At 55.3% G+C, this 10,833-nt stretch carries 6 protein-coding genes and 2 pseudogenes; 3 read left to right on the top strand and 5 right to left on the bottom strand.

All coding sequences use genetic code 11. From position 1 onward, the window contains the following. The first annotated feature begins 125 nt into the window (after positions 1 to 125). Entirely contained in the window at positions 126 to 521 is a 396-nt protein-coding gene (locus ACT6VE_RS33885; protein WP_444802554.1) for a glutathione binding-like protein, read from the top strand. Between the two features lie 241 nt (positions 522 to 762). Here the strand turns inward: ACT6VE_RS33885 and ACT6VE_RS33880 are convergent. Continuing rightward, positions 763 to 1,164: pseudogene (locus ACT6VE_RS33880) on the bottom strand (GNAT family N-acetyltransferase); the annotation flags it as partial. A gap of 13 nt (positions 1,165 to 1,177) precedes the next feature. Between ACT6VE_RS33880 and ACT6VE_RS33875 the strand changes: the two are divergent. Continuing rightward, positions 1,178 to 1,375: pseudogene (locus tag ACT6VE_RS33875) on the top strand (hypothetical protein); the annotation flags it as partial. A gap of 55 nt (positions 1,376 to 1,430) precedes the next feature. Here ACT6VE_RS33875 and ACT6VE_RS33870 read toward each other — a convergent pair. The 4 genes from ACT6VE_RS33870 to ACT6VE_RS33855 form a co-directional block, all read right to left on the bottom strand. Then, positions 1,431 to 2,165: a hypothetical protein gene (locus tag ACT6VE_RS33870; RefSeq protein ID WP_444802553.1), complete on the bottom strand. Its 735-nt coding sequence runs from the start codon at positions 2,163 to 2,165 to the stop codon at positions 1,431 to 1,433. Between the two features lie 630 nt (positions 2,166 to 2,795). Next, a complete protein-coding gene (locus tag ACT6VE_RS33865) occupies positions 2,796 to 3,260 on the bottom strand; it encodes an IS5 family transposase (RefSeq protein ID WP_444802552.1) in 465 nt (154 codons plus the stop codon). Then, positions 3,143 to 3,487 (bottom strand): transposase, encoded by a 345-nt coding sequence (locus ACT6VE_RS33860; RefSeq protein ID WP_444802555.1) that lies wholly within the window; start codon positions 3,485 to 3,487, stop codon positions 3,143 to 3,145. Before ACT6VE_RS33860 ends, ACT6VE_RS33865 begins: the two co-directional genes overlap by 118 nt. 231 nt (positions 3,488 to 3,718) lie before the next feature. Beyond that, positions 3,719 to 9,337, bottom strand: a complete 5,619-nt coding sequence (locus ACT6VE_RS33855; protein ID WP_444802551.1) for a hypothetical protein — start codon at positions 9,335 to 9,337, stop codon at positions 3,719 to 3,721. Between the two features lie 363 nt (positions 9,338 to 9,700). Between ACT6VE_RS33855 and ACT6VE_RS33850 the strand changes: the two genes are divergently transcribed. Further along, entirely contained in the window at positions 9,701 to 10,201 is a 501-nt protein-coding gene (locus ACT6VE_RS33850; RefSeq protein WP_444802550.1) for a hypothetical protein, read from the top strand. Positions 10,202 to 10,833: the final 632 nt, after the last annotated feature.

The following is a 10,833-nucleotide window of genomic DNA, read 5'->3' as shown; positions in this document are numbered from 1 at the left end:
TTGCGGTTCGCTAAATCTGCTCGTCTTCATCAAAATCTCCTCGATCATCTTGCCGAGAAAATTCTACTTTTGAAGCCAGTTGTTTTGCGGGGGGATTACCGGCGCGCGCTTGTCATGAAGCCTGGATGGCCTATGCGGATGGCATGCTGAATATCGTCGCCCGCATTATCTACCGCGATGTCGACGCATCCGCTTTCGCAATCTCGTTGCGAGAGCTTGAGGAGCGACTGCGGATTGTCGATGACCGTTTTCAGCCGCAAAAATACTTCGCGGGTGATGCTTTCGGCCTTGTCGACGCGGTGTTTGCAACACTTTTCCGGTATTTTTCTGTTTTCGATAGAGTGTCGGAAACGAAACTGAATGACTCGCTTCCACAAAAACTCACAGAATGGTGGGCTCTTGTAGGCAGTCATAAATCGGTGAAAGACGCGGTACCGCCAACCTATGAGGCTGAACTTCTTCAGTTCATCGCCCAAAAGGAAAGCCATGCCGCTCGGGTGCTAGGCACGGCAAGTGGATAGAACTTTTGCTGCAACGACCCAACATCCTGGATCAGGCAAACACAGTATATTTCTTGAAGACGTGCAACTGACACTCGTAGTGCTCAAGCGCATGTGGGTGAGCGTTCATTTCCAGCTGTTCAGCATGCAAGCGATGGGGCCGACAGTAACAAGTCGATATGGAATTGATCGGCAGTGTTTGTTTGTTCGCAGCCTAGAAGCAGACATTCCGCTGACGGCCCCCTAACCGACGTCGCGCAGATCATAACGACGCGCGGGCCTGCATCAAAACCGTCGCGGCCCTCGTTCCCCCAACATCCTCAAAGCTCTCGCCAGCGCTCCTCCACCCACACGCTTCATAAAATGCCATTGCCCGCACGTTAAAGACAGGAACCTCAAGCCAGCGGCCACCGGTAATCACCGCGTTATGCAATAGGCACGTCCCAATTCGATTGCCTCGCAACCGTTCCTCGACGAACAGTGAAAGCACCCATTCATCAGCAACCGCTATGACGCCGACGATTTCACTGCCAACGACGGCGATTTCCGAAAAAGGCAGAAACACGTCGAGATGCGTCCCAATCGGATCATCAGCGAGGAAGCGATCAATCGACGCCTTCGGTAAATGCGGTGAGTACACCTCCAGCCAGCATTGCTCGATAAGCCGGTGAAGCTGATTGTCTTACGGTAACATCATTAACGTCCACACCGGGGATGACGAGTCCATCACTACGCTCACAGACCACGGCATGGAGGAACTAAAGCAAATGCTCTCAGACGCCCGACGTTCACCTCAGGAATGGAACGACTTCCTCGACAGCTTTGTAGAAGACGAACAGCTTATCGCTCGCGTCAAAGCAAAATCTCCGCGGTAGCAATCGGGCGGTTACGAGATGTAGACAGTGGAGAATGTCAGGCATGGCGTGGCCCTCACTGAGGCTGGTGGCCGTTGGATGCTGATATTCCGCCATCTACGGGAAGGCTTGCCTTTTGGTTTGCAACCCGATCCGTCAGCCAGCGGATAACGGTTGTTCGGTGCTCTCGAACCTTAGCCTTGTCTTCAGCGGTTCGTAGCGCGTTCGGATGGTAGGTATAGGCAACAGGTAGGGAATCAAGCAGTGGGGCCGTAAGCGTACCGCTTGTAGCGGGAAGCTCCCCAATCTGACCCTTCGCGAGGTCTGTCCTCAATGTCCAGTCCACGGTCGAGCGGAAGGTGTTTTCGGCAATCCAAGTGAGGTCGCCAGTGAAAAGAAGGATGGCATCAGGCTGCGCGTATGCGATCTCGGCAAGGGCAATCGGCCTCTGCCATTTCACGATTTCAGCCCTGACCTGAGGATCGAGGGCGTTGATTGAAACCCCTCCTTTGACCGCACCAATCGTCTGCACCTTAGCGACATTGGACCATGCGGCATCTCTGCGGCTTTTCAGGCCGAATGCGTCGCATGCTTCCTGAAAGCCCGTCCAGAATGGTGTCCGCTCCCACCTGCTACCGAGCGCAAAATCGAAACCGGAAAATTCGGCCTCTACACGTTTGACGAACTGATCGAAGTCGGCGTCGTCAGCATGCGGGATAGTCGAGAGAGGAGTCTCCACGCCAAGCGTCTCTTGGTCCAAGATGATTAACTTGACAGGGGCCTCGTAGTACTCATTGGTGAGAACAAGCATCTGTGGGGCTGTGATCGCGCTGTAAGCATCCTCGGAAAGCTCGGCGCGAGCGTTAGCTATCGCCGTCCGAACTACCTGAAGATATTATGTCTTGGTAATCTGATCCATGTTCAACGTCGCTCCGGGAAGGCGGTGGTGAGGGAATGGCAACGATAGTGGGGATCGGACAGCACCTGTAGCTTGTCGCGCGGCAAATGCCACTCTCTTATAACCTGATCATGCATCACCAAAGCGAGGATTTTTTATCGGCCAAGAGAATGTAAGTGTCATCCTCTTCCGATCAGTTGACGCGTCCCCGCGGAAAAAATTCATATCCGAACGTCTTCAATTCAGGATACGCCCGGAGGATTATTTTCCAGGTATCAGCGTGGCCTTCGTCAACTGTCTTGAATCCTCCTATCATGGCAACTTCACTGGCAGGTCGCGAGAGACCAATCTGAGTGGCATCGTCTCCGACAAAACAGAAAAGTCCTAGAAGGGGCAGATTGCATTTCAGTCATCGCGCTTCTCCAGTGCTATCAACGGATGTCGCTGTCCGTCTGCATAAGAAACCGTCGGGAGGCCGATTTTCGATCTTTTATTTTTTCGGTTTTCGACGCTGTTCGTGACGGCCGGAGCCTTAGCGATATCCTAGCGCTCGTGGACAAAGGGCATCCAAAGTTTGACTGCGGCGATGGCGACGAAGCCGAGGTAGGATTCCTTGGTCTTGTCATAGCGTGTTGCAACGCGCCGCCAGTTCTTGAGCTTGTTGAAGAGGTGCTCGATCTGGTTTCGCCATTTTTGTTTGGCTTTGTCATGGGGGATTGGGTCGCGTCTGTTGCTCTTGGCCGGTATGACCGCCTCGATATTGGCGCTGGCGATCTCTTCGCGAATGGCGTCAGCGTCGTAGCCCTTGTCGGCGAGGAATGCGTCGATCCGGTCCGAAATCATCCGGAACAACGGTGCAAAGGCCTGGTTGTCATGCGTTTGTCCGGGCGTCAGGACGAAGCCGAGCGGCCGCGCATCGCACCGGGCATGGAGCTTGGTGGTGAAGCCGCCGCGCGATCGGCCAAGCGCCTGGGTCTCTTGAGTCCCCTTTTTATGCCGACCGCACAATGATGTGCCCGGACGATGGTGCTGTCGATCATGTCGGCGCTTCGGTCCCGTTCGACGAGTTCGGCCAAAGTTTCGAGCATCGCCTCGAACACGCCGGTCTCGATCCATCGTCGGTAACGGCGGAAGACGCTGTTCCATTTGCCGTATTCGTCAGGCAGATGCCGCCACTGCGCCCCATCCACATCATACCTTCGAAATATCGACGATTGTTCTGGGCAGGGCGGCATCCGCGCCCTCGTTCTGAAGGTAATAGCAGCCCAATCACCGCCCATTCCTCATCCGTCAAACCTATCCGCTCGCCCAAAGCTGCCTCCAAATGGCAGCCTTGAATCAAAATCGCTTTCCCCAGTCAACCTTTGTCCACGAACGCTAGTCAAAACCACCCTTCCGTACAGACCTCCGCCTCCTAGCGAGGCGTAGGTCCGTGCAGAAAAGACCATGAATCTGCTCACACAGGTTCAGGCGATGATATCGAAGTCATTCGCAGTCAGCTTAAGGCCTGTACCAATTTGGGCGAATTGAATGGCCGCAATGCTCCCATTACCGTCGGCATCGTAAAACAGCTTTCCGGTCTTGTTGTCGTAAATAATCCGGTCCGAACTATCCCCTGCCTTGCTTGCGATCGTGAAAGCGGACGCGACGAGATCTCCTATTTTGATCTGCTTGAAGATCGTGTTGTCGAGAATGATCGCATCATCAACGACATAGAAGTCACCGATCGTGTCGACGTTGGTCGAGCCGAGCGATGCATCGAATATGAAGGTGTCGCTGCCGCTACCGCCAAGCAGGGTATCTGTTCCAGCCCCACCCGAAATCTTGTCCGCCCCCTCTTCTCCCTTGAGGGTATCGTTGCCGGCCATGCCGCTCAACGTGTCGTTCCCGAGATCACCGAGGAAGTTGTTGACACCGCTATTGCCGATCAGCTTGTCCGCGCTTGCCGATCCATCAAAGACTTCGACATTCGTATAAGTCGTATCGCTCGCCTCACCGGTATTGTTTGTCGTCTTGGTGAGATCGAGAATGACCTGCGAGACGAAATCCACCGTATCCGTGCCCGTCCCGCCATCTACGACGTCCTTGCCCAAACCGGTTATGATGACATCATTGCCAACTCCGCCCAGGATCTTGTCGTCACCGGTGCCGCCATTAAGCGTATCGTTACCGGTACCACCGTCCAGCGTATCGTTACCCGTTCCACCGGAAATCACATCGGTGCCATCACCAGCAAGAACAGTATCGTTGCCGCTGTCGCCGTTCAGCTTGTCATTACCAATGCCGCCATCGAGCTTGTCGTTGTCGTTGCCGCCGGTAAGCGTATCGTTGCCATCTTCGCCAACCAGCGTATCGTTACCGGCCCCACCACTGGCGGTATCGTCGCCGGCACCAAGCGCGATGATGTCGGAGACGATAGAGCCGACGTAACGATCAGCAAGCTTGCTGGTGTCGAAGATGAACGATTCGCGACCAAGCTCCGCAAGGGTATCAATGCCCTTGAAGGTGATGCGCTGCGTGAAGCCATAGAGGCTGATATCGATCGCCCCGTCGTTGCCAAGATCCTTCCAAAAATAGTTGAGCGAAGCGAAATTCTGGATACCAAGCGCACGCAGATCGATCTGGTCCTGTTCGGCAACCTTGAAGTCCTCGATGATAGCCCCACCCTTCGACGTGCCTTTACCGTAGTCGTTCAACTCATCGATAAAGCCCGTCCAGCTGCCCATGACGAAATCGTCTGCGCCCGTCCCGCCCCGCATGCTGTCGGAACCGGCCCCGCCCGAGATGACGTCGTTTCCGGAACCTGCGTCGATCGCATCGGTGCCATCGCCACCTTCGATGGTGTCGGTTCCACTACCGCCGTTGATGTAATCTTCACCGGCCCCACCATCGATCCTGTCATTGCCGATTTCACCAAACAGCCAATCATTGCCGCCCGCACCTGAAAGGTCGTCGTTACCCTGGCCGCCGAACTGGTAATCGGCGCTCTTCGTACCGGTATAATTATCCTGCGAAACTGACGTACTGAACACAAAATTGCTTGAGGTCAGCGTGCCGACGGTCGCCGCCGAACCGAGCACCAGTTTGTTAAGGAAGCCGTTTTGCTTGACTTGGATCGAGACGACCCCGCCTTCTGTAACCAGAAGCTTCTGGACACTTGCAAAGTCCGAGATTCCGAGCTCACGCAAATCGATTTTGTCGCTCGCCGTCGACCAATCAGTAATTGTATCGGTCGAATCGTCGATCATGTTCTCGTACCGGTTGCCCGCCATCTGGAACGTATCGGTCCCTGTTCCGCCCGTCAGCGTGTCGTCGCCTGCTCCACCGGCGAGATAATCGTTGCCGCTGTCTCCTTTCAGGATGTCATCGAAGGCAAGCGCCCAGTTGGTGTAAATATCGGAATCGCCTTCACCATCATATTGCGCATCACCGAAGATTTCATCATCACCGCTGCCGCCGACAATGGTGTCATTGTTCATCCCGCCGATCACCGTATCATCGCCGATACCGCCGCTGATCGTGTCGTTGCCGCTGTCGCCATTGATCGTGTCCGTGCCGCCGGATCCTGAGAGGTAGTCGTTGCCCGTGCCACCGCTCAGCGTATCGTTGCCGGATTCACCGAAGAGACGATCGACGCCGCCGCCGCCGGAGATGTTGTCATCACCGCCACCACCGAAGAAGTCGTCAGACTTCGCGCCGCCGCTGAACGAATCAGGATCGGTATTCGCACTGAGTTCGACATTGGCAGCAGTGATCGAGGCAATGTCCGTTATGCCGCTCAGCAGCAACAGATTCTGGTAGCCATTCATCTGGCTGACGACGACCACACCACTAGACGACGTTGCCAGCAACGATTTCAGCGTCTCGAATTCCGTGATGCCCATCTCCGTGACATCGATCTTGTCGCTGCTTGTCCAATCCGTAACCGTGTCAAGCGTATTTGCCGAAAGGTTGCTCCACCCATCGATGCTGTAGGCTATGCGGAAACTGTCAGCCCCACTGCCGCCGGTCAGCGTGTCGTCGCCGGCGCCACCGGCAAGAAGATCATCGCCAGCACCACCATTCAGGATGTCGTTGTAGCGGACATTCCACGCCGTGGTCGTCTCGTCACCATAGAGCTCGTCCGCGTCGTTTCCGCCCGTGATCGTGTCCACGCCAGCGCCGCCGACAATCGTGTCGATCCCTGTGCCGCCGTCCAGCTGGTCATTGCCGCTCTCTCCGAAAATCTCATCCGTGCCGGATCCACCGAAAGCGATGTCGTTGGACGTGCCGCCATAGATCTTGTCGTTTCCAGCTTCGCCGAACAGCCGGTCAATACCGCCGTTACCTGTGAGTGTGTCATTGCCGCCACCGCCGAACATGTCATCCCGGTTGGCGGTCCCGGAGAAACTTTCCTCAGCGACGCTCGTCGACAAAACGACCTTCGTCGACGTCAGATTGACCGCTTCGAGCAGGACGCCGAGTGACAGCGTGGTCTTATATCCGTTTTGATAGACCACGACCGACGAGGCGGTACCAGCCTCGTTCTTCTGGAGAAGATATTGTGCCGTGGCGAGATCGGAAATGCCTGCTTCTGTAAGATCGATCTTGTCGACCGACGTATCGAAGTCCGTAATCGTATCGGTGGTGTCAGCCGCGAGCGATTGGCCTGAACTCCATTCGCGGGAGAAGGATAGCCGAAAGGCGTCGGAACCCGTACCGCCCGTCAGCAGATCGTCACCCGCGCCGCCACCGAGTGTATCGTTACCGGCACCGCCGTTCAGGGCATCATCGAAAGATTGCTGCCAATCTGTCTCCGCCTCATCACCAAGCAGGACGTCATCGTCATTGCCCCCCTTGATGTCATCGATGCCTTCACCCCCTGTCAGGGTGTCCTTCCCATCCCCACCGTCGATGGTGTCGTTGTCCAAGTTGCCTTCGATAACGTCCGTGCCGCCACCGCCGAGCAAAATATCGTCTCCGTCACCACCATAGAGAAGGTCGTTACCACCTTCGCCGAACAGGCGGTCGGTTCCTCCCAACCCTGCGAGCCTGTCGTCGCCCAATCCGCCGAAGAGATCATCCCGTGCCGCCGTGCCGTCGAGATAGTCGGCTTGCGTGTTGGTGGAAAGCACGACTTTCGACGTCGTCAGATTGTTGACGTCAATCAGCGTTCCCAGAGAAAGGACCGTCCGATAGCCGTTCTGATACATAACGACCGATGTCTCGCCGCCGCTGGTCTCGAAAAGGTACTTTGCCGTCGCAAGGTCGGATATGCGCGCTTCGGTGAAGTCGACCTTGTCGAGGCTCGCACTGAAATCCGTCACCGTATCGGTCGTGTCGGACGCCAGCGAAAGGCCACTGTAATACCAGTAATTGCCGTAGGAGATGCGGAAGCTGTCGGTACCGTCTCCTCCCGTCAGCGTGTCGTCACCACCACCGCCGCCAAGGGTGTCATTTCCTGCGCCGCCGCTGAGTGTGTCATTGAACGCCTGCTGCCAGTTGGTTACCTCGTCGTCGCCTATCAGAAGGTCGTCATCGCTGCCGCCGGTGATCGTATCCTCACCTTCGCCACCCAGGATGCTGTCCTTGCCGACGCCGCCGTCAATGGTATCGTTGTCGAGGTTGCCGGTGATCGTATCCGTGCCTGCGCCGCCGAAAATGATGTCTTCGCCATCGCCACCCGAGATCGTATCGTTCCCGCTCTCCCCGAAGATGCGGTCGATGTCGCCTGCGCCGGAAATGACATCATCGCCACGCCCGCCAAACATATCGTCTCTGGCACTGCTGCCATAGAGGTCGTCATTATCCGTCGCAGTCGACAGAACGACATTGCTGGTCGTCAGTGTCAGGGGATTGGTGACCAATCCCGTAAGCTTGAGAGCGGAGACATAGCCATTCAGCCATGTGCTCAGCAACATGCCGTCGCTCTCTACCGCCAACAGATACTGAAGCGTAGCCAGTTCACTGATGCCGGCCGTGCTGACATCGATCTTGTCACTCGAGGTGAAGTCCGTCACGATATCCGTGGTATCACCACTGAGGCCGCTAGAAGAAAAATCGGTATACCGCACATAATCCAGACGGAATGTGTCGGTTCCGTCTCCGCCAGTCAGGGTATCGTCACCACCGCCACCGGCGAGATAGTCGTTCCCCGCGCCCCCTTGCAGATTGTCGCTCCACAGGGACGTCCAGTTCGCCGCGTCGATTTCGCCATAGAGAAAGTCGTTGCCGTTGCCACCGACGATCTTATCGGCGCCGTCATTGCCTTCGATCGTGTCATTGCCTTCGCCACCGTCAATCTCATCGTCGCCGTCGCCGCCCTGGATGGTGTCCGTACCACCGCCGCCGTAGAGAAAATCGGCATCCAAGCCACCATCAATCGTGTCGTTACCATCGCCACCAAGAATGCGGTCTATCCCGCCACCACCGGAGAGACCGTCGGCACCCTTACCACCAAAGATGTCGTCACGATCACTTGTCCCGTTGTTGTAGACAGGATCAGTAGTGGTCACAAAACCGAAACTCATCGTTGCGAGGCTGGCCGTCGTCAGCCCATCGAGCACGATCCTCTGTTCGTAGCCATTGGCCCAGAACGAAAACTCGAGTTTACCGCCAACATCCGCAGCAAACAGTGTCAGATCGGCCAACGAGGCTATTCTGACATCACTCAGATCCAGTTTGTCGCCGGAGGAAAAATCGGTGATGGTGATGGTTTCGCCACTCGAGACTTGGCTATAGTCGTAGCTATTTGCGCCAAAGAGCCTTGTGATCTTGAAGGTGTCGCTTCCTGCACCACCCGTTAAGCTGTCTTCGCCGCCATAGCTGGTAATCGTGTCATTGCCATCACCGCCAAAAAGCTGGTCGGCAAACCCCGTTCCAATGATCGTGTCGTCGCCGCCATTTCCGTAAATGATGACACCAATCGAGTACGACCGCGCATCCAGCGTATCATTACTCGACCCCAGCCGAACATCATCGACATCCGGATCCGTCACAGAGACGCTTTCGTATTGGCCCAGGCCAGCGTCATAATATACATAATAGCCATCAGCCATCGTGTAAGTGACCGGCGTAGAAAACGCGCTAAGGTTAAGTATCGACATCGTTGCCCCCTGATCAAAAAACACTAAACCACAGCGCGCAGCCCAAATGCGACCGTAAGTAGCTTAAGATTTTGTTAAACTAACATCTGGCTGCATCAAGTAAAGGGGTACCATGCACGCCTCCGGCGAAAACGCTTATCTAATTTTTCATTTTAAATCAATTAGTTAAGTCAACGATTCAGCAAAAACAGATTACAGGCTCTTGATATAATTCGCATTCGCAACAAATGAGAGGCCCACTCATCTCAGCCGGTGAGAACGCTCGTGACCCTTTACCCGCCTTGCTAGAAAACACTCTTGGCGCCTTAAAATTGGTCCAAGTAAGAAGAAGTGACCACGTAAGGACAACGCTCGAAATTATGGATGACCGATGAAATCGACCATCGTTTCATTTGGTTTTCCGGGCTTTCCTTCCGATTTTCGAGATATCTCTCCGCATATGGTGGCTACTGCATCTACGGCAATGCTGCCTTCTCCTCGTCGCGACAGTCCAAAAAATGCCCACCAGGCACCCTGCCCCCACACACAAGATGCGTCGCAACTAAACGAGCCCCCCTTTGTCGCGGCCTTGTCGATGATGCTAAGCCCATCGAGGATGGCGATGGCGCTACGCAACTGGTCTTCGATGTTGGCCTTTCCTCGCCCTTTTTCTTGGCGCTGGCGGTAGCATGGGCCATAATCGCGTGCGCGTGTGTAGATGTGCCGGCGGCGATGTTCATTCCGGTTGCTGTGACGCCCGCCGCAAAGGCTACCGCGGTGGTGAAACCGCTTCCGAGCAGCAGATTTAGATGTTCGGCTTGGAGCACCGCCGAGAGCCAGGGGGCGATCTTCCGCCGATGCAGCGCAATGAATTGGTCAAGTTGACGGCATCCGTCGGAATGGCGTCGAAAGACTCACTGGACGATCCCACCCGATAGCCGTGCGCCTTCCACTCCGTGATTCGCCTCGGAAATCTGTATCAGAGCAAACGCGCCACAATCTGAAGTTTCGACAGAGCAAAAATATCCCGATATCTGTCGTACTGAGCGTTTTAAATTGACACCGGGACAAGGGCGACTTGCCAGCATTCTCTGTACAGGAAACAGTGCAAAAATGCTCGGAGACGGCTCCGGTCAGTTTTAGGACATAGGGACAGAACTTCACTCAACGACTCACTTCAGAGCGCTGACCGAATGACGGCTTTGCGTAAAATGTCACCATGACCGGACAGTCCGACACCGGCCCCAAAACCGACATCGCGCAGATCATAAGAAAACTCCGACCCGCATCAAAACCGTCGCGACCCGCGTCTCACCGACGACTTCGAAGCTCTCCCCTAATCGCTTCCACCTAGAAGCTTCGTAAAACGCTATTGCCCGCGTGTTAAACGCAGCAACCTCTGACCTGCCCCTGCGAATTTCCTCCAGAATTGATTAGAGCCCGGCCCATTGAAGGACGGACGCATGAAGAAGCAGAGATTTACGGAAGAGCAGATTATCGGTGTTTTGCGTGAACAG

Origin of the sequence: Shinella sp., from assembly GCF_052438155.1 — a bacterium.
Classification (GTDB): domain Bacteria; phylum Pseudomonadota; class Alphaproteobacteria; order Rhizobiales; family Rhizobiaceae; genus Shinella.
The sequence above is the reverse complement of the archived record's forward strand: the minus strand, read 5'-3'. Positions and strand labels throughout refer to the sequence as shown.

What these genes read in the sequence shown, in the direction of transcription:
- ACT6VE_RS33885 (WP_444802554.1), top strand. Translation starts at nt 126, where the DNA reads ATGGCCTATGCGGATGGCATGCTGAATATCGTCGCCCGCATTATCTAC.
- ACT6VE_RS33870 (WP_444802553.1), bottom strand. Translation starts at nt 2,165, where the DNA reads ATGCTTGTTCTCACCAATGAGTACTACGAGGCCCCTGTCAAGTTAATC.
- ACT6VE_RS33860 (WP_444802555.1), bottom strand. Translation starts at nt 3,487, where the DNA reads ATGCCGCCCTGCCCAGAACAATCGTCGATATTTCGAAGGTATGATGTG.
- ACT6VE_RS33855 (WP_444802551.1), bottom strand. Translation starts at nt 9,337, where the DNA reads ATGTCGATACTTAACCTTAGCGCGTTTTCTACGCCGGTCACTTACACG.
- ACT6VE_RS33850 (WP_444802550.1), top strand. Translation starts at nt 9,701, where the DNA reads ATGACCGATGAAATCGACCATCGTTTCATTTGGTTTTCCGGGCTTTCC.